The organism is Streptomyces sp. NPDC093801 (assembly GCF_040701585.1).
Lineage (GTDB): Bacteria > Actinomycetota > Actinomycetes > Streptomycetales > Streptomycetaceae > Streptomyces.
The window spans coordinates 20,676-42,543 of the sequence record NZ_JBFBDP010000033.1; the positions used below are offsets into that span (position 1 = coordinate 20,676).

A 21,868-nucleotide genomic window follows, 5' to 3' on the forward strand; every position below is an offset into this window, starting at 1 on the left:
CTCCCGCTCAAGAGGAAACTCGGGAAATTTTTCTGTGACACCCCCTACTCCACCGAAAGTCTTCCCGTGACTCACGGTGGAATCCACCACTCCGCCTAGTAACCGGCGTAGCGTTCGGCCTAATCCGCGGACCGCGCGTTCACCCCTCCCCGGAAGTGCGGGATGACCTTCTCGCCCCACTGGCGCAGGGTCTCCATGCACGCCTCCTGCGGCACGGTCCCCATCTGGACCAGGCACATCACCTCGTCCGCGCCGGCCTCCCGCAGCCGCTCCACGTACGCGATGGCCTCGTCGGCGCTCCCGTAGGCGTGGTCGGCGTGGAAGGTGGCCGTCGAGGTCGGCCGGACGGGGACGTCCTGCTCGTGCAGCCGGGCCACGACCTGCTCGGCGGCCCGGCGCAGCTCCGCCGCCTCGTCGGCGCCCGGGACCACCGCCTCGTCGGGAACGCCCGCACCGCCGTACCAGTGCCCGATGGCCTGCGCGAAGAACCGCTGGCCCCGGATGCCGATCCGGCGGGCCTCCTCGGGATCGTCGAGCACGACGGTGGGGCAGAGCACGCAGAAGTGGTCGTTGACGGCGTCCGACACGAACCGGCTGCCGTCGCGCTCCGCGCGCGCCGCGTCGTAGACCGCCCGCATCCCCGCGATGGACTCCGGTCCGGCGAAGCCCATCACCAGGGCGCCGACGCCCAGCTCGGCGGCCTTCACCAGGGTCTCGCCCCGGCTGCACGCGAGGAACAGCGGCGGATGGGGCGCCTGCGCCGGGCGCGGCAGGATCGGGTGCGGGTCGATGTCGATCAGCTCGCCGTGGTACTCCAGCTCCTCCTCCCGCCAGGCCCGCCCGATGATCCGGAGCGCCTCCTCCACCTCGGCGCCGGCGCGGTCGCGGTCGACCCCGCACAGGGAGGTCTCCTGGAGCGTGCCGCCGCGCCCGGCCCCGAGGTCCAGGCGGCCGCCGGACAGCAGGTCGAGCATCGCGGCGCGCTCGGCGACGCGCACCGGATGGTTGAAGCCGAAGGGCATGCACACGACGCCGTGCCCGATGCGTATGGTGTTCGTCCTGGCCGCGACCCAGCTCAGGAAGACCTCCGGCGCAATTATTCCAATGCGCATAGGTAGTTGGTTACGGTGAAGCATGCCAGTCGCACCCGAGTACCTGCACTTGGTCTATCCCGGCCCCTTCCCCGCCCTCCTCTACGGCCGTGCCAGCGTCGACCCAAAGCAGAAGGGCACCAGCGTCCGCGCCCAGCTCCGAGAGGGCCACAAGCTGTGCGACGAGGTGGGCTGGCCCGTGGTCGACGAGTACAAGGACGTCGGCGTCTCGGCCTCCCGCCATGCCAGGAAGGACCGCGACGACTTCGAGCGGCTCCTGGACGACATCACCCGACGCCGCGGCCGGATCGTCGTCGCCTTCGAAGCCAGTCGGTACTACCGCGACCTGGAGGCGTACATCCGGCTCCGGAACGCGTGCCAAGAGGCCGACGTCTTGCTCTGCTACAACGGGCAGGTCTTCGACCTGTCGCGCCGGGAGGACCGCAAGGCCACCGCTATGGACGCCCTCCAGGCCGAGGACGAGGCTGAGGGGATCAGGGACCGCAACCTGCGTACGGCCCGGCAGACAGCCGAGGCCGGCAAGCCTTGGGGCATCGTGCCGGACGGCTACAAGCGGGAGTACGACCCGGATACAGGTGCCCTCCTCCGGCAGGTCGAGCACCCTGTGCAGGGGCCGGTGGTCCGCCGCATCTGGAAGGAGGCGGCCGCCGGACAGTCGCTCCGCGGTATCGCTACCCGTCTGAACCGCGACGGCCACCGGACGCAGAAGGGGAAGCAGTGGCATGTCTGGCACCTTCGCACCATCCTCCGTAATCCCGCGTACGCCGGACGTCGGAAGTTCCGCGGCGAGGACTACAAGGTCGGCACGTGGCCGGCCTTGGTAGACCGGCCGGTGTTCGAGACCGTGCAGCGGCTTCTCGACATGGAGGGGCGCGCCTGGGCAACGGACCTGACCCCCAGGCACCTGCTGGCCGGGATAGGTCTGTGCGGCGAACACTTTGACCTGCGCAAGACGAACTCGGAACCGACCCTGAGGGGGTTCGTGAACCGGGGCTACCCGTCGTTGAAATGCGATCTGAGTGCGCACGTGTCGATCAACGAAGAGAAGTTGATCGCGTACACCGAGGAGCACCTGTTGACCTACCTCGCCTCGGACAAGGCCAAGCGGGCCTTTCAGGCGAAGGTGGACGACCGCGAGGCCGACGCGGCCCGCATCCGCCTGCGGGCCTTGGAAGGGCAGCTGGAGGAGGCCCGGGTCGCGGCCACGACGTTCGACGAGAACGGGGTCCCGGGGCTGAGTATCGCGTCCCTGAACGCGACGGAGCTGCGGCTAGTACCGCTGATCGCGGCGGCCAAGCAGGCGGCTCGCCCGTCCGTCGTGCCGGAGGTGCTGCTGAACCTGTTGGAGGCGACGGATCCCGATGTTCTGTGGGACCGATACGATCTTCAGCAGCAACGTTCCGTCTTGCGACTCTGCCTCACGGTGCGGTTGCACAAGGCGTCCGTTCGCGGGGTGCGTTCCATCCAGGCCGGGCGGGTCACCCTTGCCTTCGAGGGCGAGCCGGGCTTTATGGGTGGCCTGCGTCGCGGTCAAACGCCGCCTCCTGAACGGGACTTGGGTCTGCCGGGTGGGCGGTAGCCCTCTCGCGCATGCCGGGCCTCGGGAACTGCACGACGCGGCCGGGCTGGACCGGGGTCTCGTTGAGGATTCCGCGTCGGCCGTGGTCCACGCCAGTGAGGTAGGCGTCGATCTTGATCTGGGCCCGCTCATCCTCCAGTTCCTGGAGGAGGCGGGCCCGCTCTACATCCGCTTGGGCGCGAAGGGCAACGCGCTCCGCTTCCAGGTCGCGGATGATCCGTCTCTCCTCCTCCATCAGCGCTCCCTGGGCCGCGACGTAGCGGGTCCGCTGGTCATCGGCGGCCTGCACGGACTTTGCGAGGCGGGCTCGTTCCGCCCGGGCGTCCGTGGTCCAGCTGCGCATTTTGGCGAGGGAGAGAAGGAGGGCAGCCGTGAAGGCCGTAACGCCTCCGCCGACGCTGCGCGCCAGGTCGTTCGCGAAGATGCCGTAGGCGACGACGCCCACGGCAAGGACTAGTGCGAAGCCGGCCGCCAGGGCCGAGACCCGTGCGCGTGTGGCTGCGTCGTGCATTCGTACCCCCGCTACATCTGTGCTGCGGCACCCCCGCCGGCGTCGCCCGCCTCGCGTTCGGCGTCTTGAATTCGCCGCTGCCTTTCGAGGCCTGCCGCGACCATCTCGCGTGCTACGGGGTCGGTCAGGCCGAGGGCGGTTGCTACGTCGTCGAGGGTGATTGAATCTGAGCCTACCCCTGTTGCCCCTGTTTGTGAGGGGGTTGACAGTGACTCAGGTGACGCGATCCCTGACTCGATGAGCAGGTCTCGCAGTTCCAGGTGGACGACCTGGGCGATGCGCTCGTAGGCCCATGGGTCGGGGAGCGTCTGGCCGGAAAGCATCCGGCCGACGGCTGTCTCCGTCATGCCCATATCGCGCGCGAGCACTGCCTTGGTGCCGCGCTTGGTGAGGTCGTAGCCCGCCTTTGAGGCTGCCTCTGCCACGAGCCTGCCGAACCGCGCTCGTACCGATTCACTCCGCATGTGGGCACGGTATCTCGCCCGCGAGCAAGTTGCAGCAATCTGTCTCGCACGCAAGATTGCAGGTCAGGGCCCATTTCAAGCATGCATGCACCTTAATGAGCTAACTCGACAGCATGTTCGAGTCAAGATTTCATGCCACCTCCCCAACTTCTTGCTTGCGCGCAAGACAGGAATAGGGCTACCTTTCTTGCGGGCGAGACAGAAGCTCTGGCTCCCCCGCAAGAAAGGAGGCCCCCACATGCCCTACCGCCTGCGCATCGACCGACTCCGCGCCGCCGCCCTCGCGGCCGGCGACCAGAGCAACACCGCGATGGCCCGGCGTACCGGTATCTCGGAGTCCGCCGTGTCGCGGATGCTCCGGGGCAAGGCTCGGCCCCGGCTCGAAACGCTTCTCCAGATCGGCCTGACCTACGGGCTCACGCAGGAGGACCTCGTCGAGACCACCGAGGCGGCGGCGTGACCCGCGCCGAGCGCCTGGCGATCCTCGGGCCCGCCACCATCGCCGAGATTCACGAGCGGGTAGCTGCGGCCCCGCCGCCAAGCGACGCACTGATCGAGTCGCTGCGGCCGATCCTCACGAACCCGGCGAAGCCCGCCTCGGCCAAGGTGCCGACCACGGCGCCCGCCGAACAGCAGATCGCGGCCTGACCAACGAAAAGCGGGGCCGCCCGGACGGCCATCCGGACAAGCCCCTCGGCACACCTCACACCCAGAGATCGAGGTACACCGTGATTCACAAGCCTAGCCCGACCGACCTGCCGCACGGCGCCCGCCGTACGGTCCTGGTCGCCCTTCCCCACCGGCCGAGTCCCGAGCCCACGACGGTCGAGCAGGTGCTCCTGTCGGCGGCGCGGACGATCGCCCGGGTGGGTCTGCACCACGAGGACTACGTGGCCGACGCCCTCAACCACGGAGCCCTGGAGGTCCCCCTCTACTCCCGTCCGATGTCCGTGGTCGGCGCGATCCGTTACGCGGCGACCGGGTCCCCGCAGCGCATGAGCACGCTCGCTGATCAGGCCGTCGGGTTCCTGGCCTTGTCGATCGACGGGGGGCCGGTGTGGCGGGACGTGCTGTCCCTGGAGCTGCACGTCGAGGAGTGGTCCGACGGCGTGGACACGGCCAGTGCGGTGGCGTTCCTGGAGCTGGTGGCGACGGCCCCGGAGCGTGCCGCGTGAACGCGCACCAGGTGCGGGCGGCGGCCGGTGCACTGCACGCGGCGATGGAACGGGGCGCGGCGACGCCGGCGGAGTTGGCGTACGACCTGGAGGCGGCGGGGCTGCTCCAGTCGCCGGAGTCGGCGGCCGAGCTGGCCCGGCTGCGGGCCCGGGTCGCGCAGCTGGAAGCTGACCGCTACGCGGAGGTCTCCGCGTGGCTGTACAAGAAGGCGCGCGAGTACCGGTCGACGCGCAACCGGGAGCACGCCGTTCAGGCCGAGGTGCTGGAGCGCATGGCTTCCAAGGTGGCGCGCGGCGGGATCCGGCCCACCGAGGACCCGTACGACTCCCCGCTCCACCACGACTACCGGCTCGGCCGTGAGCTGCCGGAGGTGCCCCGTGGCTGACCTCCCGATCACCCCGTCCGGCTGCCGGCACTGCGGCATCCCCAGGGGCGAACACGCCCGGCGCTGGAAGCAGCCCGCCGGCTGGCACGCCTGGGAGTCCCCGACCGACCGCCAGATCCTCGCCCGCATGCAGATGCGCCGCCGCCTCGCCCGCAAGGAGGGCCAGTGAGCACCAACCCGAGCCGGGAGCCCGGCCTCTCGATCAGGCCCGACACGATGTGGCTGGCCGGGATCCTCCGCGCCGACCAGATCCGCCGCGACACCCTCGTATCCCTCGTCGCGACGTGGGGCGACGACGAAGCCCGCGAGGACATCCTCCTTCAGCTCGACGCGCTCGCCGAGGCCGTGGCCTCGCCGAGGGAGGGCGAGCTGGACCACCTGATCGGGGCCGTCGAGGACGCGGCGGCGATGGACGACGCCGAGGTCCGTATCGACCTGGCGGCCGCGCTGCGGCTGCGAGCGGAGCTGGACGCGGTGATCGAGACCCTCGGCCGGTTCAACCCGGCGGCCGTCGCCCGGCCCGTCGCGCTTCCTCGGCGGCAGGACCGGAGGGCGTCGTGAGCGTTCAGATGAAACGTACCCGGGTCGACCACGCGGTGGTCGCTGACCAGCTCCGAGCCATGCCCGGCGAGTGGCGGACGGTGCAGGTCTACCCGAGCCGTTACACGGCCGTCGGGATGGCCCGCCTTGTCCGGAGGCCGCGCCTGACCAACTCGGCCTACCACCCGGCTGGCTCGTACGAGGCGACGGTCGAGATGGTCGACAACGGCACGGCTCTCGTCGTGCGCTTCGTCGGGGGGTCCCGATGACCGCCAGCGACCGGCGGGCGCTGCTCCGCCGCCGGTTCACCGAGCAGCCGGGACCGATCCGTACCGGCCAGGTCTGCAAGTTCTACCTGGCCCAGGGTCTGGAGCCGTGCCGGACGACGGCCCGCGCCGACCTGAAGACACTGGAGCGTCTGGGGTTGATCTACGCGACGGGGCCGACGGACGACCGCCGCTGGTGGCTGCGGGCGATCGGCGGTGCCCGATGACCGACACCGTGCTGGCCGGGGCTTCGGCCCCGGCCGCCGGCCGCCGGGTCACCCCCACCGGCCGACTCATCCTCTCCGCCGACGCCGACCGCACCGACTGGCTCACCGCCCGCCGCTCCGGCCTCGGATCCTCCGACATGGCCGCCGTCCTCGGCATCAGCCGCTACGGCAACGCCCTCTCCGTCTACCACGACAAGACCGGCGGACTCCCGCTGGAAGGCGACGACTCGGAACCGGCCCTTTGGGGGCGGCTCATGGAGGAAACCGTCGCCCGCGAGTGGGCCCGCCGCAACCGCTCCGTTGTCCGCCGGGTCGGGCTCGTCGCGAACGTGGACCGGCCCTGGCAGATGTGCACCCTGGACCGGCGCGTCATGCAGTGCCCCCTGGCCGACGCCGCGGAACGCTGCGCCGTCGAGATCAAGTGCCGCGACCGGATGAAGGCGGACCAGTGGCGGCGTGGCGTCCCGGACGACGTCCTCGCCCAGACGCTGTGGCAGGCCGACACCTGCGGCTACGAGCACATGCACGTCGCGTGCCTGATCGGTGGCAACGACTACCGGCAGTACGTGATCCGCACGGCCGACCACGCCCAGCTCGTTGCCGACCTGCGGGCGGCCGGCGCCCGGGCCTGGAAACAGATCACCACCCGGCGGCCGCCGGTCCTCGCCGCCGACGCCGACCCGGACGTCCTCCTCGACCTGTACGAGCAGCTCCACCCGTCCCGGGCCGGGGTCGTGGACGTCACCCGCGACGGCGACGCCCAGGACGCCCTGGCCGATTACCTCGCCGCGCACGCCGATCTGACGGCAGCCCGGCGCAGGAAGAAGGACGCCCAGGCCCGCATGGTCGGCGCCCTCGGCGACGCCGACACGGCGACCGTCCTCGACCGCGTCGTCTACAGCCTCGACACCGGCGCCCGGCAGCACTGCGACGTGGCCCGCCTCGCCGAGCGCTGGCCGGACGCCTACGCCGACTGCGTCGAGGACCGGCCGACGACCCGCCTGAACATCCCCCGCCCCGTCCGTGAGGAGTACAGCGCATGAGCACGCTCGAAGAGCGCGCCGCAGCCGCCGCAGGCCGCACCGAATCCGCAGCCGCACCGGCGGCCGCCGAAAGCGCCCACGTCCCGGCGCCGCTGGCCGACCCGGACATCCCCGAGCCGGGCCCGGAGGGCCCGGAGCGAGTGCCGGTGTGGACCGCCTGGTCCCGCGTCATGGGCACGGTCCGGGGAATCGCCAAAAACGGCTGGTACGGCAAGCCCAACACCACCGGCAGCTACCAGTTCCGTGGCGTCGACGCCGCCCTCAACGCCTTCGGTCCGGCCTGCCGCCTGCACGGGGTACTCGTCCTCCCGGTGCGCACCGAGGCCGCGTACCGGGACGTGAAGACGTCCACGGGAAAGAACTCCCGTGAGTGCACCGTCACGGTGACGTACCGGATCGTGGGCCCCGCTGGCGACTTCCTCGAAGTGCAGTCCGTGGGTGAGTCGATGGACTCGGCCGACAAGGGAACCGCGAAGGCGCTGTCCACGTCCCTGCGGTCCCTCCTGTTGCTCGGCGGTCTCGTGCCGACCGACGACGCCGACCCGGATTCCAGCAACGTCGAGCGGGGGGAGGCGCCGGTCCGTTCGGCGCTGTCGTACCTGGACGAGGTGTGCAACCCGGGTACCAGCACCGGGCGCCTGCGTCAGATCCACTACGAGCTGCGGCAGACCAACCAGCTCGGGACGCTCGTTACCAACGAGGTGGGCGACGAGGAGCCGATCGGCGAGATGGTCGTCCGCATCGGCAAGGAGCGCGCCGCCGGGGGTGCGCAGTGAAGTTCGCTGACGCCCGCCGACTCGCGTTCGACACCGAGACCACCGGCCCCAACCCGGCCGAGGACCGCATCGTCACCGCCGCTCTCATCGCCCGCGGCGGCGGCCTCCCCGACCGGGCCGTGTCCTGGCTGATCAACCCGGGGATCCCGATCCCGGCCGAGGCCACCGAGGTGCACGGGATTGACGACGCGACGGCCGCCACCGGCGCCGCGCCGGCCGAAGCTCTCGACGACATCGCGGACCACCTCGCCCGGGCCCTGGCCTACGGCATGCCGGTGGTCGCCTTCAACCTGTCGTTCGACTGGACAATCCTCGCCCGGGACTTGGAGCGGCACGGGCTGAAGCTGCTCGCCGAGCGCCTGCCCGAGGGCTTGATACCCGGCCTGGTGGACCCGCACGTCATCGACAAGCAGGTCGACCGGTACGTCAAGGGCTCTGGCATGCGGAAGCTGAAGCCCACCTGCGAGCGGTACGGGGTCGAGCTCACCGACTGGCACACCGCCGAAGCCGACGCCCTCGCCGCGCTCCTGATCGCCGAGGCCCAGTTCGAGCGGTACCCGCACTTGAACGAGATGGGCCCGGAGCAGCTGTTCGCCGCGCAGCGCTCATGGCGAGCCGAGCAGCAGGCCGGCTTGCAGGACTGGTTCCGCACGAAGGCCACTCCGGAGCAGGGCGGCGACCCCCACAAGGTCATCGACGGCTCTTGGCCCCTCATCCCCCACCAGCAGGACGGAGACCTGTGATGCCCGTATCCGGACGCCGATACCGCGCCCTCCAGCAGCAGACCGCCGAGCAGCGTGCCGACATCCTCCGCCTGGAGCGGGAGCTCACCGACGTGACCGCTGAGCGGGACGCCGCCCGCGAGGTCGTGCGGAGCCTGTCCGAGCGCCACCGCGAGCTGATCACCCGCCCGCTCACCGCCGGTGAGACCGTCATCTTCCGCCAGCTCCGCCAGTCCGAGGACGCGCGCCGGCAGCTCGCCGAGCAGCTCGACATCCTCCAGGCCGCGAACGAGGGCGCGGCCCGCGAGGCGTACGACCTGGCCAAGGCCGCCCGGCAGGTGACCGCGTGAGCCTCACCGTGACCCCCGCGACCGGGATGCCGCTCACCCTCCCGGCCGCGGGCACCAACCGCCCGCTCGTCATCGGCCTCGACGTGGCCCTCAGCGCCTCCGGAGTCGCTGGCGACGGCTGGACCGACCACGTGCGGTGCACCAGCCCGAGCCGGCACGCCCGCCTTTCCTACCAACTCGACAGACTCGCCGAGTTCTACCGCAGCGCGGACTACGTCGTCATCGAGGGCGCCGCATTCTCCCGCGGCGACACCCGGGGCGCCGACGTCCTCGCCGCGATGCGGTGGATGGTCCGCCACGACCTGTGGAAGCGGCGCATCCCCTACGCCGTCATCACGCCCAGCAAGCGCATCACCTACGCCACCGGCAGCACCGTCCACAAGGACGAGCACGGTGTCCGGCTCAAGGGCCCCGCGCTCAAGGGGCTCGTCCGGTCGGCGGTCGAGGAGCGGTACGGCATCCACACCGAGGGCCCGTGCCGGTACGACGAGGCTGACGCCTACGTCCTCCTCGCCATGGGCTACGCCCACCTCGGGCACCCGCTCGCCGAGGTACCCGCCACGCACTCCCGGGCGCTGGACGGCTGCGACTGGTCCGGGTTCGACAAGGCGGTGTCCCGATGAAGATCCGAGCCGACATCGCCGAGATGCTCCGCGACGGCCTCACCGACCGGCAGATCGAGAAGCAGGCCGGCGTCAACCACGTCCGGATCTCGGCCGCGCGCGCCGCGATGGGGATCCCCAAGTGCCGGGGCGGCCAGCGCCCCCAGGAGAGCTTGGAGAAGGGCTTGCGCGACCGTGCGCGGGAGGTCGCGGGCGGCCACTGGGAGTGGCTGGGGACGTTCAGCCGCAGCTGTCCCGTCTTCCGCTTCAACGGAATCCGGGTCACGGCCTACCGGGCAGCGTTCGTCGCCCGGTACGGCCGGCGCCCCGTCGGTGCGGTCCGCCCGGTTTGCGGCTACCCCCACTGCGTCGCGCCCGACCACGTGGACGACCAGGCCGGCCGTGACCGGACCGACGCCGTGTACGCGGCCCTGTTCGGAGGTGCCAAGTGACCTGGGAAAGCCAAGCTCTGTGTGCCGAGACCGACCCTGAGGAGTTCTTCCCCGAGAAGGGCGGAACCACCCGGGCGGCGCGAACGGTCTGCATGGCCTGCGAGGTCCGCGACGAGTGCCTGGAGGCCGCCCTTGCCCGCCGCGAACGGTTCGGGATCTGGGGCGGCCTGTCCGAAAGGGAACGCCTCGCGCTCCGCCGCCACGAGGAGGCGGCGTGAACGCGGCGGCCGCGGCCTGGATCCGCGACACCGTCCTCGTCCAGTCCGCAGAACTCGTCGGCCCGCGAGCTGGCGGCCCGTGCCCGTGCGACGCCCGTCGCCCCTGCGCGGCGTGCCAGGTCGGCAGCCACTACCAGTGCGGCGGCTACCTGGAGGACCGCGAGAAGAGCCTCTACGGGCCCGGGCTCGCCTGGCCCCCGCGCGCCGGCGTCTGGACCACAGGCCCGACATGCCGGGCCCAGTGCACCTGCCGCTCCTGCCACCCGCCGGAGCCCCCGCAACAGCTCGGGCTGTTCGGGTGAGCGGCCGCCGTCCGCGCCGGACCCCCACCGCGCTCCCCGCCTCCGGCGTCCTGGACTGGTCCGACAAATCCCACTGGGCCCGCACCCAGGCGCCCTGCCGGTACTGCCAGCGCCCCACCTTCCTCCGTGACGACGATGGCCGCCCCGCCGACAAGGTGTGCGCCGAGGACGCGCTCCAGCAGCAGGCCGCCCGCGTTGCTGCCGCCTACCGGAACGACGCGATCCAGCCCTAGCCCTCCCACAGCCCGCCTGGATCCCGGCCGGCGCCCGCGGTTCGACGCCGCGGGCGGGCGCCAGACCCACCCCCTGCTCCACCGAACGGAGATCACCCGAGATGCCCTGGTTCAACGTGGACGACGGGTTCGACACGCACCCGAAGGTGCGCAAGGCCGGCAACGCCGCGGCGGGCCTGTTCTGCCGCCTGGGCTCCTACTCCGCCCGGCACCTCACCGAGGGCCAGCTCGACGCCGACGTCGTCCGCGACTACGGGACACCCGCCACGGTGCGGAAGCTCGTCACGGTCGGCATGCTCCATCCGGTCGGCCACGGCTGCGAAAAGTGCGAGCAGCCGATGGACGGCGGATACGTCATGCACGACTACCTCGACTACAACCGGTCGAGGAAGCAGATCGAGGCGGCCCGCGAGAACGGCCGGAAGCGGCAGCAGAAGGGCCGCGACCGGGCGCGCGACGAGCGAAACGCGAGTGATTCCGACGCGAATCTCGGCGCAAACTCGCGTGAGAATGCGCCGAGTTCCGCGCCGAACTCGCACGAAAATGAACCCCTGTTTAGGGATGAACCCGCAGGTCAGGACGGCGCGTCACAGCGTGACACCCTCCAGGGTGCTACGGGTGTCCAATCCCATCCACTCCAATCCGAGGTTCCTCCTGCGGAGGAACCTCCCCCCTACCCCCCGCACGCCAGCGACCGTCTCCCCGCCGTCCGTGATGCAGGCGAGGCGGCGGTAGCGGGAGCACCCGCCTGGCTCCAGCCGCTCATCAGCGCCATGGGCCAGGCCGGCATGCACGTGCCGTGGAAGTTCAAGGGCGACGACTTGATCCGCATCCACAACGACATCCGTCGGCTCGGCATCCCGCTGATGGTCGAACAGGCCCGGCGGGGCTGGCAGTCCGCCCGGACACCCGTCATCTCGTCGCGGTTCTTCTACGACAGCTGGCACGCCGTTCCCACCCCCGAGCCCACACCCGACGGCCGTCCCAACCTCCGCGCCGTCGGCGGCCCGAGCAAGACGTCCGAGTACCTCGAAGACATGGCGGCCATCGCCGACGAGCTCCGCCAGCGAAAGACCGGAGGCGCCTGATGGAACCCGAGCAGATCCCCGAGCTGATCGCCCAGATCGCCCTCGCCGACCCCCGCGTGAAGCGGGACGACAAAGTCGAGCGGCGCGCCCAGATCCTCATGTGGGCCGGCATCCTCGCCGACGTCCCGTACGACTTCGCCATCCGCGCCGCGCAGCAGCACTACGCGGAGAAGGTGTGGCCGGTCCTCCCCGCGGATATCGCGACCCGGTGGGCGGCGATCGTCCGCGACCGCATGAACCGCGACGCCGACCCAGAGCCCCTCGGCGTCGACCCCGACGACGAACAGGCCTACCGGACCCAGCTCGCCGCCCGCCGCCGGGCCGTCGCGCACGGACACACCGCCCCCGTCGAGGCCCGCGAACTCACCGCCGCCCCCGACGAGGTCCAGGAGCGGCTCCAGCAGATCGGCCGGTACATCCCGGACCACGCCCGGGACGCCCTCGCCTCGTACCGCCCGGTCCGCGCCGCCCGTGAACGCCTCATCCGCGCCGGCCAACTCGACCCCCTCGCCGTGGCCTGCCCCTGGTGCGGAGCCGCCATCAACCAGGCCTGCCGCGGCCGCCGAGTCACCCCCGGCCGCGACCCCGAAAGCAAGCGGCAGGGCGGCCGGGCCCCCCACCCCTCACGTGTAGACGCCGCCCGCCACAGCCACCCCAACGCCGCCTGAAGGAGCCCCATGCCCGCCACCCCCTACTACGACGACGGCACCGTCAGCCTCTACCACGGCGACATGCGCGAACTCCTCCCCGCGCTTGGCGTGCAGGCCAACTGCATCGTCACCGACCCGCCCTACGGCGTCATGTCCAAGACCGGCTCCATGCCCTGGGACACCTGGCCGACCAGTTGGACGAACATCGCCGCCACCATCACCTCCTCCATGTGGGCCTTCGGCACCTTCCGCACCTACCTCGACCACCACACCGAGTTCACGGACGCCGGCTGGCGCATGTCCCAAGACGTCATCTGGGCCAAACCTCACGGAACCGGCATCACCTCCGACCGATTCCGGCGTGCACACGAACACGCCATCCACTGGTACCGCGGGTCCTGGCGCGACATCCACCACAAGACGCCCCGACTTCCTAGCGGCAAGCCGCTCCAGTCTCCGGCCACACGCAAACGAGGCGGGCGTGGAGACACATACACCCATCGGCCCGCTGGCACCTGGACCGACGACGGCACCCGCTACGCCCTCTCCGTCCTCCACGGCCCCAGCGCACGCGGCCGCCTCCACCCCACAGAAAAGCCCCTCCCCGTCCTGGACCTCCTCATCCGGTACGCCTGCCCGCCCGGCGGCCTCGTCGTCGACCCGTTCGCCGGTAGCGGCAGCACCCTTGATGCCGCCAGACGGGCCAGACGCCGCGCAATCGGCATCGAAGCCAACGAGGCCTACTGCGCCGCGGCGGCGACACGCCTGTCTCAACTCGCACTGCCCGTCTGACCGGCGCACATCGCTGGTGCCAACCCCGAATAGCACCGCATCGACAACCAGGACTGACCAGTCCGGCCTGACCCGGTTCCCGCCCTCTCGCGCGCAAGGAGAAGCCCTCATGCCCGACATCCACATCGCCCTCACCCCGACCGGCGTCATCCCCCACCCCAGCCGCTTCACCCACACCGACCCCGACGGCGACCGGCTCCTCATCAGCACGGCCGTCTTCGACGACGGGACGCCCGGCATCTACTTCCGCACCGACCCGAACGGGTCCGGGCTGCCGCTGACGGACCTGGAAAGGCTGCTCGCACAGCTCCAGGTGATCGCCGCCGCGTCACGGGAGGAGGCGGCGGAGGCCCAGCCCGAGGAGGAACTGGAGGCCGCGTGCCTACGCGCCATGGCTGACGAGGACATCGCCTCGCACCCCGACCGCATCTGACCCACCCGCCGGCCGCCCCGCGGGTGCGGGGCGACCGACCCCACCAGCATCCATCACCCCGAAAGGGCCACGCTGTGAGCCGCTTTGAGTACACCGATCCCGACGGCGACAGGCTCGCGATCGAGCCTGCCCTCCTCGCCGACAGCACCCCGGCCGTCGCTTTGATCGCCATGCAGGACAGCACCACGGACGCCGCCACGATCGACGTGCCGCTCGACCGCGTCGAGGAGGTCGTTGCGGGCATCCGCGATATGGCCCGCCAGGCGGCCTACACCGCCGCGTACCACCGGCCCTGCCGGTTTCCGGGCGACTCGCCCGCGATGCGCGCCGCCGCCCTGTCTGGTGTCCGCCCCGACCGGCGTCGGACCCTGACCGAGCTGGAGCACGACCGTGCCTGGCATGCGATCGAGGGCGCGGCCGAGGACGGCGCCGACCCGGGGACCGTGCTCGCCGCGGTCCTGCACGCGCTGGGCATCGACCCGCCCGGCAGCGAGCCGGCGGGTGCGCCCATCACCGACGAGACCGAGCCGTACCAAGAAGCCGCGCGCCGCGCTCATCGCCGCCTCGCCGCCGTCGAGCGCCTCGCTTCCGGCCGTCCGGGCTACCACCAGATCACGGTCAAGGCGCTGCTCAACGCCATGAGCGACGCTGACGAGGAGGCCGGAGCATGAGCCCCCTCACCACCGCCGAGCGCCAGTTCCTCCGCTTCGCCCTCGACCTCGCCGCCGACCACATGGCCGTACGCGGCGACGAGTTCACCGACGAGGACGACGCCGCCCTCGCCCGACTGCGGCAGCTCGCCGCCGCGTCCGCCCCGGGGCCGGTGACTGTACAGCTGACGTTCGTGGACGCCGAGGCGACGCAGGCCATGATCAAGGAGATCGTTCGCCGCGACGGACGGGGCTCCCAGTGACGGCCCTCCTCCTCGTCGCCGCGGTCTCGGTCGGCTACCTCGCCGGCCGGGCCCGGCCCGCCCCCCGCGCCTCCGACTGGGCCTGGTTGCAGATCGACCGCCGCCGGGCGCCCCGCTCGTCGTGGCGCTGGTGGGCGGCTCAGCCCGTCTTCGCCGTTGAGATCGCCGTCCTCCTCGCCACCCGCCCCCGCGCGACCGTCCACGCCTGGCGGACCCGCAACGAACCGCAGCCGCCGCGCAGCCCCGCGCCCCGCATCCGCAGGCTCACCGAGGAGCAGCCGTGATCTTCCTGTACTCGCTCGGCGTCTGGCTGCTCATCTCGATCCCCGTCGCGCTCCTCTGCGGCCGTCTCATTCGCCACGGCGAGAACCAGGCCAGCCACACCCGCAACGCCCGCCACAGCCGCCCTCAGGGCCCTTCCTGGGTCCGCAACGACCGTCACGGAGAACACCGATGACCATCAAGGCCCGCCAGACCTACCGCGCCGCCAACCCCCTCGACGAAGGCCGGCGCATCCTCATCGTGTCCTGCCCCGAGGGCCTCGACTTCGCCTGGGTGTGCGACCCCCTCACCGGCCTGCGGCCCCGCACCATCTCGCTCCGAAGCCTCCACGCCACCCCGACAACGAAGACCGGCCAGCCCCGGCGCAGCGGCTACGTCCTGGAGGCCGACGGGAGCGACCAGTGACCTGCCCCACCGGCAAGTTCACCTACCGCACCCAAGGCGCCGCCCGCCGGAACCTCCGAAACCTCCGCGCCCGGGGCCGCAGCGAGATCGCCCTCTACCCGTGCCCGCACTGCCTCGCCTGGCACCTCACCAGCCACCCCAGGAGCCCCCGGTGACCGACTACCCGCCCGGCCCGATCGGCGCCGCACGCCGCGCAGTCGCCGCCCGCGAACAGCACCCCAACGGCGGCCGGCACACCGCCGACACGATCACCGACGACGCCCTCGACGAGCTGTACGCCCGCATCGAGACCCTGGAAGCCGTGGCCGCTGGCAACAAGCGGCACGTGCAGTTCATCGTCCCAGACCTGGAGAACGCCCTCGCCCGTGCCGAGCAAGCAGAGGCCGAACGCGACAAGGCGTGCACCGCGTTCAACGCCAAGGTCATGGAACTGGAGGAGGCGAAAGAGGACCGCGCCACCCTGGCCCTCATCTTCGACGGCTTCGGCCGGCTCCTCGCCACCAGCTCCCGCGACTGGCAGCCCTACCCCGTCGACGCCTGGTTGTACGCCGTGATCCTCGGCTGGGACTGCGAGGAGACCGTGCATGACGGCTCCTGCACGCACGGCGCGTTGGAGGAGACAGCCGAGATGCACGGCTGGGACGAGGCCACCATCGCCAAGGCCCGCCGCTACCGAGCCGCCGTCCGCGGCCTCACCGAGCCCAAGGAGCCCGCCCAGTGAGCACCTGGCACCTGCTGATCATCTGCGTCACCGCCCTCGGCCTCACCCTCATCTGGGCCGCCGTCCGCATCAACCAGCACAAGGAGAAGTAGCCATGGTCCACCTCGACATGAGCGACGCCCGCCGCCAAGCCATCGCTGCGTGGCTCACAGACCAGGGCATCGACCCGCGCACCGTACCCGTTGACGCCGTCCTCGACTTCGTACCGACCGATGACGGCCTTTCCTGCCTGCTCACCTACGACGGCTACGTCCTGGAGTCCGGCCGTATCCGCTGTGACCCCCACACCGGTGAACCCATCCGCGAGCGGCAAATCCACGCGTTCCAGGGAGCCGTCCCCGACTTCCCCGCCTGAGCATGCGCGAGGGGCGCGCCCACCGTCCGCCACAGACCAGGGCGCGCCCCCAGGTGGCCACCACCGTACCCGCACCACGCCCCAGGAGTACCGCGATGACCACCCACCCCGCCGCCGCACACCTCATCCGCATCGCCACCCTCTGGCCCCACCTCGACGACGCCCTCGACCAGCGCGGAACCAACTGGCTCGCCACCAAGGCCGACCTCTTCCGCGTCCTCGACCAGGCCGACGCCGAAGAAGCCGCGGCCCTCCGCGCCCTGGAGCGAGACCCGCAGCAGATCGGCGAGACGCCGGCCCCGGTGAACCTGCGGATCCTCGACACTGCCCGCCTCGTCGAGGCCACCCTCATCCACCTTGCCGACACCCTCGCTCCCCAGATCACCCGGCCCGCCCTCTCCCACGCCCCGGCCGACTGGGAGGCCCGCGGCTGGACCCCCGTCGACCGGGCGCTCCGCAACCAGTGCGCCGACGACGAGCAGGCCGACCCGGCCCGCTGGCGGTACACCGGCCTGCGCACCGCCGAGTACGCGGCCGGGTGGCTGCATGCCCGCGTCCAGGGCGAGGACGGGCCCTTCCGGCCGCTCACCGCCACCCAGCTCGATCACGTCGAGCAGGTCGCCGCCGGCTGCGCCGACCGGATCGCCGCCGTCCTCGACCTCACCGTCCGCGAGGAGACCGCGATCCGGCCGTGCCCGGACTGCGCCGGGCGGTTGGTCGTCACCACCGGCGCCGGCCAGGCCCCGGCCGCCCGGTGCGAGGGCTGCGCGCGCGGCTGGACCCTGCCCGACACGACGGCCGCATAGCCGAAGCGAGGCCGAACCGCGGGCCACACTGGGCACCTCCGCCGGAAGGATCCCCATGGACGCCAGCGTTCGCCTCACCGTCTCCGGCACCGTGGCCGGCCAGCTCTGCAACGTGTCGATGCCGTACCCCCGCCAGTGCTGGGACGGAGTGTCCGAGGCGGATCGGGAGGCACTTCGACTGATCGCCCGCTGGAGGTTCAGCGCATGGGCCTACGACGAGTACGGGGTTCGACTGCCTCCGGAGGACGTTGACGCTCTACCTGTGACAGTCGGCTGAGGCACGACTCCCCAAGGATCCTTGGGGAGTTGTACGGCGGTGGCCGAGCCTGTCCACTGGGCTCACCACTTGCCCGACGAAAGGCGAACCATGCCTGAGAACACTGACCCGATCATCTCCATCTGCGGCTGCGGCCGTCCGGTGAAGACCGACCCTCACCTCGCCGGGGAGCTTCCCAACGAGCCCCGACACTTCCAGGTCGCGGGCGAGCCCGTCGCCTGCCCCGAATAGCACCTCGACCCGGGCGTCCGACTCTTCGGTGTCGGGCGCCCCCCGTTTCCCGATCAGCCGCCTCATGATTCCCTGCCTGCGATACTCGGCTGGCGAAGGAGGGCACCGTGAACCCGACAGAGCGCGCAGCCATGGATCTTGCGATCCAGTACGAGCTTTCGCAGGGCCGGCACCCCGTAGACGTGAGTCACGGGGCGGCGCCCGGATTCCTGCCCTCGGTCATGGCCTGGGCTTCCGCACGGCACCCGCAGGCCCCTTCCCGCCCTGGGTGCGACCTGGTGTCGCTGGGCACCGACGGAGTACCCGCCCGGATCATCGAGGTGAAAGGCAAGAACGGCGACAGGACCAGCGTTCCCATCGTCGAGCGTCAGCGGGCCGCAATGAACGCACTCGGCGAGGACTGGTGGCTGTACGTCGCCTTGAACTGCGGATCCCGCCCAGAGCTGATCATCGTCCGCGAACCGCGGCGCCTGCCCTGGCACCTACTCACCGAGGCCGCCGAACTTCCAGCAGGCCAGTACCGGCGCGTCGGCCAAGAAGCGCGCTGGGGTGTCCAGCCCTCGGACATCCGGACGTTCGGGGAAGTCGCTTTGTTGTAAAACGCGGCCGGCCGCACCCCAGCGACGCAGGCCGCCCAGTCGTCACCACCAGCACTGGTCAGACCCCGGCCGCGTGGCGCAAGAGCTGCGCGCTGCCCGGGGCAGCCGTCCAGACCCCTCCGGGTCCTCTCCGAACGGGTCCGGACGCCATCCCACCGTGACACACGCTGGATCCGGTGTGGTCGTTCGAAGCTGGCACACCGCCGGTATGGCCAGGGCGCCCGGTAGCCCGCTACTCGTCCCCAGCTCCGCCCGAGGACGCGTCGGGCGGGGCCTCCGAGGCCTTCGCCGCAGTCTTGAGCGCCTTCTCTACCTCATGCCGCGAGAGATCCTTCTCCTTCGCGTACTTCGTCACTGCGGCATGCACCGCGTCCACCGCGTCCAGCCAGGGTTTCCACCCGGCCGGGCTGTACTCGCTGCTGGTCGCCTGCTGGCGAGCGAGGTTGGCCTCGCGCTGGAGATTGATCAGTTCGCTGGGGAGTTCGATTGCCACCGCGCGATCCTACGGTCCGGCGCCCGGAGCCTCGTCGGGGCTCGCGGCCCACACCTCGGGCCCGCCGCCGCGCCACTCCATCAGCGGGTCCCCGGCCGCGAGGACAGCGTCCGGATCGTCCACGCCGACCCTCCGGAGGAACTCGGACACGTCCGCCAGCGAGTACGCGGTGCCTAGGATCGAGTCCTCCGCGTGAATGTGCGCGACGACCCGCCGGCCGCCGGTCGAGGTGGGAGGGTGGACGACGATCCGAGCACGGTCGGGCATGCCTCTACGGTGCGTCCGGACGGCTCCGGACGCATCCGGACAGCGCGCAGCCCCCGATCCGCAGGGATCGGGGGCTGCCCTGTCATACCTGGCGAGCCCACTTTCAGCTCTGCCACCCAAAGCGAACTCTGCTACTGCCCGGCTTCGGCGGCACCTCGACCCTCGCCTCATGCTCCGAATACGGGAAGTAGTCCTCCGTCGCGGCCACGGTCGGGTGCTCGTCAAACACGGCGCTTTCCAGAGCCCTTCGCGCCTCACGCAATGCATCACCCGCGGCGCCAAGCCGCTTCGCCGGGAAGGCCCTCTCCCCTGACCGCGGGTAGGCGTTCTCCAAATCCACTTCCGCCTGCAACAACGCAACTTGAAGGCCGGCGAGGATCTGCCCCAGCCGCAGATGATCAGAGTGGGAGAGGCCGCGCTTAGCCATCGTGATGCTCCTCGGTTCGGGGAGCCGCAGCCTACCGCTCACCACACGGGGCCCGGCTTCGCGCAGGCAGGAAGCGCCGACCCGCCGGGGACCGGGGCTCTGCCGTGCGACTACTCGGCGGCCGGCGCCATGGCCTCAGCGTCGGCCGCGGCCATGATCTGGCGGACCCGCTCCCGCGACCACCCGATACGCCGGGCCACCTCGGCTTGGGCGCCGCGCTCATCGGTGGAGCGCAGGCAGGCGACTGCTTCGGCGGTGAGTTCGGCGCGCGCCTTGTCGAGGGCTGCCTCGGCGCGCCGGTAGCGCTGGGCGGCTGCGTCAAGGGCGGTGGTGTCCATGCGGCCATGATGCCACGCGATCAGCCAACCGAATAGGCCAACACGCTTGGCCAACTCGCTTGACAACGCCAAGGCGGTTGGCCAAGCTGGTTGACGTAAGGCCGACGAGAGGGAGCCACCGTGAACAAGGTCTACGAGCGCACCGAGAACGGCGTCACCACCACCGTCGACCGGAAGGCCGGCCTGGACGAGATCAACGCGGCCATGATCGGTGACGCGAAGAAGACCGTCCGGACCATGTCGAGCATCAGCCGCACGGACTACGCCATCGACTACAAGGACGGCCGCTCGGTCCACCTCATCTTGGTCGACGCCCCCGCCGAGAAGGCGTCGGCCGCCGAGCCCGAGCACTGCACGCCGATGGCGGGCGGCAAGATCCACACCAGCCACCCCGGCACCCTGCACGACGGCAGCAAGGGCGACCCGTGGCCGCTCTGCCGCACCGGCGCCAGCACCAACCAGGGCACCCGCTACCGCGTCGTCGCCGCGCCGCTCACCTGCGCCACGTGCCTGGAGTACGCGCGCCGCCGGGAAGCCCGCCTCGCCGGGAACCGGGCGTGACCGGGCGGACCTCCGACCGGCTCGTTGCCCGGCTCCGGCGAGACCTGCCGGAGTTGGGCATCCCGGAGGGTGCCACCCTCCACCGGACCTACGCCGAGGCCCACCCCGACAAGGCCCCGCTGTCGTGGTTCACCCTCGGCCCGGACGGGGCCGACCTCCGTCTCGGCAGCCGCATCCCGATGGGCGCGCTGCTGCGGGCGCCAGCGGTGACCGCGGGGCCCGACCCGTTCATGCCGGACTTCGACCCGCACACCTGCATCGACCTACCCGAGCACATCGACTGACCAGACCGCCACGGAGGAATCCCATGGAAGACGAGCGACTCGGCTGGCTGACAACGAACCTGATCGTCCCCGGCTGGCGCCTCAAGGGGCACGACGGCATCCTCCGCGAGGTCGCTAGCGTCGACGGCGGCCCGTTCAGCGACCGCCGCGTCACCTTCACCGACGGTCTCACGGAGACCCTGCCGCGGCACACACAGGTCTTCGGCATCGCCAACCTGTAGCAGAGCGGCCCCGGCCGGAGTTCGCACCTCCAGCCAGGGCCAGGACCACCCACAACCTCACGAAGGAGCGGTCCGCCATGGACCTTACCCAGCTCACCCAGGCCGAGGAACACCTCCGCCGCGCCCGCGAAGGCCTGACCGTCGCCGCGCAGCTCCTCCACGCCGTCGCCGACCTCATCAGCGACCACCAGCCCGAGCAGCCCATCAGCACCATGGCCCTCGGACTCGCCTTCAGCGCGGCCGGCGCCGACATCCTCGCCCCGTACCCCCGCGCCGTCCGCGACCACGCGCTCCTCAAGGCTCTCGCCGTCGAGCCCATCACGGACCAGGACGTCATCGCCCAGGGCATCACCGGCGGCGAGTACGCGCTCCGGCTCCGCCAGGCCGCGAGGACCGTCTGATGCAGGACTACACGCCGAGCACCATCGAGCCGGACCGGACCCCGCGCGAGAACAGCGTCCTCTCCGAGCCCGCCACGGTCGACGCCTGCGCCCGCGACTACGCCGACGCCGCCGACGTACGCGCCACCCTCAGCAAGCAGGGGCGAGCATGACCACACCGCCCACCCCCATGTCGCTCCGCGATCTGGCACACGAGCTCCCCCCGGGCGCTCTCCCCTTCGACGTCGCGCTCCAACTCGCCCGTGAGGCCCTGGCCAAACACGAGAACGCCGACATCCGCGAGCAGACCGCCATGTACTTCGCGGCCAGCGACCTTCAGTACGCGCTGCGCAACCTCGTCAACGCCTGCGACGACTGACTCAATCC

General features: G+C 71.2%; 46 protein-coding genes and 1 pseudogene. 40 read left to right on the forward strand and 7 right to left on the reverse strand.

The genetic code is table 11. From position 1 onward, the window contains the following. Positions 1-119: 119 nt before the first annotated feature. Positions 120-1,113: pseudogene (locus AB0469_RS31590) on the reverse strand (LLM class flavin-dependent oxidoreductase); the annotation flags it as partial. Positions 1,114-1,134: 21 nt separating this feature from the next. On the opposite strand from AB0469_RS31590, the gene AB0469_RS31595 reads away from it, so the two are divergent. Beyond that, entirely contained in the window at positions 1,135-2,691 is a 1,557-nt protein-coding gene (locus AB0469_RS31595) for a recombinase family protein (protein ID WP_366454890.1), read from the forward strand. Here the strand turns inward: AB0469_RS31595 and AB0469_RS31600 are convergent. Beyond that, positions 2,621-3,202, reverse strand: a complete 582-nt coding sequence (locus AB0469_RS31600) for a hypothetical protein (protein WP_366454891.1) — start codon at positions 3,200-3,202, stop codon at positions 2,621-2,623. The genes AB0469_RS31595 and AB0469_RS31600 overlap by 71 nt on opposite strands. 11 nt (positions 3,203-3,213) lie before the next feature. Beyond that, the gene (locus tag AB0469_RS31605) at positions 3,214-3,666 is read right to left on the reverse strand and encodes a hypothetical protein (protein WP_366454892.1); all 453 of its coding nucleotides are present in this window, start codon (positions 3,664-3,666) and stop codon (positions 3,214-3,216) included. Between the two features lie 238 nt (positions 3,667-3,904). Between AB0469_RS31605 and AB0469_RS31610 the strand changes: the two genes are divergently transcribed. The 33 genes from AB0469_RS31610 (at position 3,905) to AB0469_RS31770 (ending at position 18,510) form a co-directional block, all read left to right on the forward strand. After that, positions 3,905-4,126: a helix-turn-helix transcriptional regulator gene (locus AB0469_RS31610; RefSeq protein WP_366454893.1), complete on the forward strand. Its 222-nt coding sequence runs from the start codon at positions 3,905-3,907 to the stop codon at positions 4,124-4,126. Next, positions 4,123-4,314, forward strand: a complete 192-nt coding sequence (locus AB0469_RS31615) for a hypothetical protein (RefSeq protein WP_366454894.1) — start codon at positions 4,123-4,125, stop codon at positions 4,312-4,314. Before AB0469_RS31610 ends, AB0469_RS31615 begins: the two co-directional genes overlap by 4 nt. Positions 4,315-4,394: 80 nt before the next feature. Then, the gene (locus AB0469_RS31620; protein WP_366454895.1) at positions 4,395-4,841 is read left to right on the forward strand and encodes a hypothetical protein; all 447 of its coding nucleotides are present in this window, start codon (positions 4,395-4,397) and stop codon (positions 4,839-4,841) included. Further along, on the forward strand, positions 4,838-5,227 hold the full coding sequence (locus AB0469_RS31625) for a hypothetical protein (RefSeq protein ID WP_366454896.1): 390 nt from the start codon (positions 4,838-4,840) through the stop codon (positions 5,225-5,227). Before AB0469_RS31620 ends, AB0469_RS31625 begins: the two co-directional genes overlap by 4 nt. Beyond that, positions 5,220-5,396: a hypothetical protein gene (locus tag AB0469_RS31630; protein WP_366454897.1), complete on the forward strand. Its 177-nt coding sequence runs from the start codon at positions 5,220-5,222 to the stop codon at positions 5,394-5,396. The genes AB0469_RS31625 and AB0469_RS31630 overlap by 8 nt, the downstream gene beginning before the upstream one ends. Beyond that, on the forward strand, positions 5,393-5,788 hold the full coding sequence (locus AB0469_RS31635) for a hypothetical protein (protein ID WP_366454898.1): 396 nt from the start codon (positions 5,393-5,395) through the stop codon (positions 5,786-5,788). The genes AB0469_RS31630 and AB0469_RS31635 overlap by 4 nt, the downstream gene beginning before the upstream one ends. Beyond that, complete coding sequence (locus tag AB0469_RS31640; RefSeq protein ID WP_366454900.1) at positions 5,785-6,036, forward strand: hypothetical protein; 252 nt, start codon at positions 5,785-5,787, stop codon at positions 6,034-6,036. The genes AB0469_RS31635 and AB0469_RS31640 overlap by 4 nt, the downstream gene beginning before the upstream one ends. Then, on the forward strand, positions 6,033-6,260 hold the full coding sequence (locus AB0469_RS31645) for a hypothetical protein (RefSeq protein WP_366454901.1): 228 nt from the start codon (positions 6,033-6,035) through the stop codon (positions 6,258-6,260). Before AB0469_RS31640 ends, AB0469_RS31645 begins: the two co-directional genes overlap by 4 nt. Next, on the forward strand, positions 6,257-7,303 hold the full coding sequence (locus AB0469_RS31650; RefSeq protein WP_366454902.1) for a lambda-exonuclease family protein: 1,047 nt from the start codon (positions 6,257-6,259) through the stop codon (positions 7,301-7,303). The genes AB0469_RS31645 and AB0469_RS31650 overlap by 4 nt, the downstream gene beginning before the upstream one ends. After that, positions 7,300-8,079 carry an ERF family protein gene (locus tag AB0469_RS31655; RefSeq protein WP_366454903.1) on the forward strand — a complete coding sequence of 260 codons (780 nt, stop codon included), beginning with the start codon at positions 7,300-7,302 and terminating at the stop codon, positions 8,077-8,079. The genes AB0469_RS31650 and AB0469_RS31655 overlap by 4 nt, the downstream gene beginning before the upstream one ends. Further along, the gene (locus tag AB0469_RS31660) at positions 8,076-8,822 is read left to right on the forward strand and encodes an exonuclease domain-containing protein (RefSeq protein WP_366454904.1); all 747 of its coding nucleotides are present in this window, start codon (positions 8,076-8,078) and stop codon (positions 8,820-8,822) included. The genes AB0469_RS31655 and AB0469_RS31660 overlap by 4 nt, the downstream gene beginning before the upstream one ends. After that, positions 8,822-9,151: a hypothetical protein gene (locus AB0469_RS31665; protein ID WP_366454906.1), complete on the forward strand. Its 330-nt coding sequence runs from the start codon at positions 8,822-8,824 to the stop codon at positions 9,149-9,151. Before AB0469_RS31660 ends, AB0469_RS31665 begins: the two co-directional genes overlap by 1 nt. Continuing rightward, a complete protein-coding gene (locus AB0469_RS31670; protein WP_366454907.1) occupies positions 9,148-9,774 on the forward strand; it encodes a hypothetical protein in 627 nt (208 codons plus the stop codon). The genes AB0469_RS31665 and AB0469_RS31670 overlap by 4 nt, the downstream gene beginning before the upstream one ends. Continuing rightward, positions 9,771-10,205 carry a hypothetical protein gene (locus AB0469_RS31675; RefSeq protein WP_366454908.1) on the forward strand — a complete coding sequence of 145 codons (435 nt, stop codon included), beginning with the start codon at positions 9,771-9,773 and terminating at the stop codon, positions 10,203-10,205. The genes AB0469_RS31670 and AB0469_RS31675 overlap by 4 nt, the downstream gene beginning before the upstream one ends. Next, positions 10,202-10,423: a WhiB family transcriptional regulator gene (locus tag AB0469_RS31680; RefSeq protein ID WP_366454909.1), complete on the forward strand. Its 222-nt coding sequence runs from the start codon at positions 10,202-10,204 to the stop codon at positions 10,421-10,423. Before AB0469_RS31675 ends, AB0469_RS31680 begins: the two co-directional genes overlap by 4 nt. Further along, positions 10,420-10,725 (forward strand): hypothetical protein, encoded by a 306-nt coding sequence (locus AB0469_RS31685; protein WP_366454910.1) that lies wholly within the window; start codon positions 10,420-10,422, stop codon positions 10,723-10,725. The genes AB0469_RS31680 and AB0469_RS31685 overlap by 4 nt, the downstream gene beginning before the upstream one ends. Further along, a complete protein-coding gene (locus tag AB0469_RS31690; protein WP_366454911.1) occupies positions 10,722-10,958 on the forward strand; it encodes a hypothetical protein in 237 nt (78 codons plus the stop codon). Before AB0469_RS31685 ends, AB0469_RS31690 begins: the two co-directional genes overlap by 4 nt. A 101-nt stretch (positions 10,959-11,059) precedes the next feature. Beyond that, complete coding sequence (locus AB0469_RS31695) at positions 11,060-12,046, forward strand: hypothetical protein (protein WP_366454912.1); 987 nt, start codon at positions 11,060-11,062, stop codon at positions 12,044-12,046. After that, a complete protein-coding gene (locus tag AB0469_RS31700; protein WP_366454913.1) occupies positions 12,046-12,714 on the forward strand; it encodes a hypothetical protein in 669 nt (222 codons plus the stop codon). The genes AB0469_RS31695 and AB0469_RS31700 overlap by 1 nt, the downstream gene beginning before the upstream one ends. Before the next feature lie 9 nt (positions 12,715-12,723). Then, positions 12,724-13,488 (forward strand): site-specific DNA-methyltransferase, encoded by a 765-nt coding sequence (locus AB0469_RS31705; protein ID WP_366454914.1) that lies wholly within the window; start codon positions 12,724-12,726, stop codon positions 13,486-13,488. Between the two features lie 109 nt (positions 13,489-13,597). Then, positions 13,598-13,921 carry a hypothetical protein gene (locus tag AB0469_RS31710; RefSeq protein WP_366454915.1) on the forward strand — a complete coding sequence of 108 codons (324 nt, stop codon included), beginning with the start codon at positions 13,598-13,600 and terminating at the stop codon, positions 13,919-13,921. A 74-nt stretch (positions 13,922-13,995) separates the two neighbouring features. Beyond that, a complete protein-coding gene (locus AB0469_RS31715; RefSeq protein WP_366454916.1) occupies positions 13,996-14,592 on the forward strand; it encodes a hypothetical protein in 597 nt (198 codons plus the stop codon). Further along, complete coding sequence (locus tag AB0469_RS31720) at positions 14,589-14,834, forward strand: hypothetical protein (protein WP_366454917.1); 246 nt, start codon at positions 14,589-14,591, stop codon at positions 14,832-14,834. Before AB0469_RS31715 ends, AB0469_RS31720 begins: the two co-directional genes overlap by 4 nt. Further along, on the forward strand, positions 14,831-15,118 hold the full coding sequence (locus tag AB0469_RS31725; RefSeq protein WP_366454918.1) for a hypothetical protein: 288 nt from the start codon (positions 14,831-14,833) through the stop codon (positions 15,116-15,118). The genes AB0469_RS31720 and AB0469_RS31725 overlap by 4 nt, the downstream gene beginning before the upstream one ends. Further along, positions 15,115-15,291 (forward strand): hypothetical protein, encoded by a 177-nt coding sequence (locus AB0469_RS31730; protein WP_366454919.1) that lies wholly within the window; start codon positions 15,115-15,117, stop codon positions 15,289-15,291. The genes AB0469_RS31725 and AB0469_RS31730 overlap by 4 nt, the downstream gene beginning before the upstream one ends. Continuing rightward, on the forward strand, positions 15,288-15,521 hold the full coding sequence (locus AB0469_RS31735; RefSeq protein ID WP_366454920.1) for a hypothetical protein: 234 nt from the start codon (positions 15,288-15,290) through the stop codon (positions 15,519-15,521). The genes AB0469_RS31730 and AB0469_RS31735 overlap by 4 nt, the downstream gene beginning before the upstream one ends. Then, positions 15,518-15,676, forward strand: a complete 159-nt coding sequence (locus AB0469_RS31740; RefSeq protein WP_366454921.1) for a hypothetical protein — start codon at positions 15,518-15,520, stop codon at positions 15,674-15,676. Before AB0469_RS31735 ends, AB0469_RS31740 begins: the two co-directional genes overlap by 4 nt. Further along, on the forward strand, positions 15,673-16,242 hold the full coding sequence (locus tag AB0469_RS31745) for a hypothetical protein (RefSeq protein ID WP_366454922.1): 570 nt from the start codon (positions 15,673-15,675) through the stop codon (positions 16,240-16,242). The genes AB0469_RS31740 and AB0469_RS31745 overlap by 4 nt, the downstream gene beginning before the upstream one ends. A gap of 94 nt (positions 16,243-16,336) precedes the next feature. Then, complete coding sequence (locus tag AB0469_RS31750; RefSeq protein WP_366454923.1) at positions 16,337-16,597, forward strand: hypothetical protein; 261 nt, start codon at positions 16,337-16,339, stop codon at positions 16,595-16,597. Positions 16,598-16,692: 95 nt separating this feature from the next. Then, on the forward strand, positions 16,693-17,403 hold the full coding sequence (locus AB0469_RS31755) for a hypothetical protein (protein WP_366454924.1): 711 nt from the start codon (positions 16,693-16,695) through the stop codon (positions 17,401-17,403). Positions 17,404-17,458: 55 nt separating this feature from the next. After that, positions 17,459-17,680: a hypothetical protein gene (locus AB0469_RS31760; RefSeq protein ID WP_366454925.1), complete on the forward strand. Its 222-nt coding sequence runs from the start codon at positions 17,459-17,461 to the stop codon at positions 17,678-17,680. Between the two features lie 90 nt (positions 17,681-17,770). Next, positions 17,771-17,911 carry a hypothetical protein gene (locus AB0469_RS31765; protein ID WP_366454926.1) on the forward strand — a complete coding sequence of 47 codons (141 nt, stop codon included), beginning with the start codon at positions 17,771-17,773 and terminating at the stop codon, positions 17,909-17,911. A gap of 107 nt (positions 17,912-18,018) precedes the next feature. Next, on the forward strand, positions 18,019-18,510 hold the full coding sequence (locus tag AB0469_RS31770) for a DUF3883 domain-containing protein (protein WP_366454927.1): 492 nt from the start codon (positions 18,019-18,021) through the stop codon (positions 18,508-18,510). 232 nt (positions 18,511-18,742) lie between these two features. Here AB0469_RS31770 and AB0469_RS31775 read toward each other — a convergent pair whose 3' ends face one another. The 4 genes from AB0469_RS31775 to AB0469_RS31790 all read right to left on the reverse strand — a co-directional run bounded on the left by AB0469_RS31775 (position 18,743) and on the right by AB0469_RS31790 (position 20,035). Then, complete coding sequence (locus tag AB0469_RS31775; protein ID WP_366454928.1) at positions 18,743-19,003, reverse strand: hypothetical protein; 261 nt, start codon at positions 19,001-19,003, stop codon at positions 18,743-18,745. Positions 19,004-19,012: 9 nt separating this feature from the next. Further along, a complete protein-coding gene (locus tag AB0469_RS31780) occupies positions 19,013-19,270 on the reverse strand; it encodes a hypothetical protein (protein WP_366454929.1) in 258 nt (85 codons plus the stop codon). Between the two features lie 103 nt (positions 19,271-19,373). Further along, positions 19,374-19,697, reverse strand: a complete 324-nt coding sequence (locus AB0469_RS31785; RefSeq protein WP_366454930.1) for a hypothetical protein — start codon at positions 19,695-19,697, stop codon at positions 19,374-19,376. Between the two features lie 110 nt (positions 19,698-19,807). Continuing rightward, positions 19,808-20,035, reverse strand: coding sequence for a sigma factor-like helix-turn-helix DNA-binding protein (locus tag AB0469_RS31790; protein ID WP_366454931.1), 228 nt, complete (start codon positions 20,033-20,035; stop codon positions 19,808-19,810). Positions 20,036-20,155: 120 nt separating this feature from the next. On the opposite strand from AB0469_RS31790, the gene AB0469_RS31795 reads away from it, so the two are divergent. The 6 genes from AB0469_RS31795 (at position 20,156) to AB0469_RS31820 (ending at position 21,860) form a co-directional block, all read left to right on the forward strand. Further along, complete coding sequence (locus AB0469_RS31795; protein ID WP_366454932.1) at positions 20,156-20,596, forward strand: hypothetical protein; 441 nt, start codon at positions 20,156-20,158, stop codon at positions 20,594-20,596. Beyond that, positions 20,593-20,880, forward strand: a complete 288-nt coding sequence (locus AB0469_RS31800; RefSeq protein WP_366454933.1) for a hypothetical protein — start codon at positions 20,593-20,595, stop codon at positions 20,878-20,880. The genes AB0469_RS31795 and AB0469_RS31800 overlap by 4 nt, the downstream gene beginning before the upstream one ends. 23 nt (positions 20,881-20,903) lie before the next feature. Beyond that, positions 20,904-21,101 carry a hypothetical protein gene (locus AB0469_RS31805; RefSeq protein ID WP_366454934.1) on the forward strand — a complete coding sequence of 66 codons (198 nt, stop codon included), beginning with the start codon at positions 20,904-20,906 and terminating at the stop codon, positions 21,099-21,101. Between the two features lie 77 nt (positions 21,102-21,178). Next, entirely contained in the window at positions 21,179-21,502 is a 324-nt protein-coding gene (locus AB0469_RS31810) for a hypothetical protein (protein ID WP_366454935.1), read from the forward strand. Then, complete coding sequence (locus AB0469_RS31815) at positions 21,502-21,654, forward strand: hypothetical protein (RefSeq protein WP_366454936.1); 153 nt, start codon at positions 21,502-21,504, stop codon at positions 21,652-21,654. Before AB0469_RS31810 ends, AB0469_RS31815 begins: the two co-directional genes overlap by 1 nt. Beyond that, positions 21,651-21,860, forward strand: coding sequence for a hypothetical protein (locus tag AB0469_RS31820; protein ID WP_366454937.1), 210 nt, complete (start codon positions 21,651-21,653; stop codon positions 21,858-21,860). The genes AB0469_RS31815 and AB0469_RS31820 overlap by 4 nt, the downstream gene beginning before the upstream one ends. Positions 21,861-21,868: the final 8 nt, after the last annotated feature.